Raw genomic sequence first — 296 nt, forward strand, 5'->3', positions numbered from 1 at the left:
CGCCAAGTTGGTAATAGGACTGGAACGGTTAAGTGAATAGATACCAGCGACCGGCAACCTAGACAGATCCGTAGCTCAGCCTGGTTAGAGCACTACACTGATAATGTAGGGGTCAGCAGTTCAAATCTGCTCGGGTCTACAATGATTACGGGGGATTAGCTCAGTTGGCTAGAGCACCTGCCTTGCACGCAGGGGGTCATCGGTTCGAATCCGATATCCTCCACTTAATCAACTTAGTTCTTAATACACATACACACAGATGTACGGCCAAACGGGCCACAGAGATCGGATCTCAG

The 296-nt window shown here is 49.7% G+C and carries 2 tRNA genes; both read left to right on the forward strand.

Annotated features, from left to right (window positions below):
• Positions 1-64: 64 nt before the first annotated feature.
• Positions 65-139: transfer RNA gene (locus ICL07_RS32205), tRNA-Ile, on the forward strand.
• A gap of 10 nt (positions 140-149) precedes the next feature.
• Positions 150-223, forward strand: a tRNA-Ala gene (locus tag ICL07_RS32210).
• The last annotated feature ends 73 nt before the right edge of the window (positions 224-296 follow it).

The organism is Chitinophaga qingshengii, assembly GCF_014529935.1.
In the GTDB taxonomy this organism is placed as follows: Bacteria; Bacteroidota; Bacteroidia; order Chitinophagales; family Chitinophagaceae; genus Chitinophaga; species Chitinophaga qingshengii.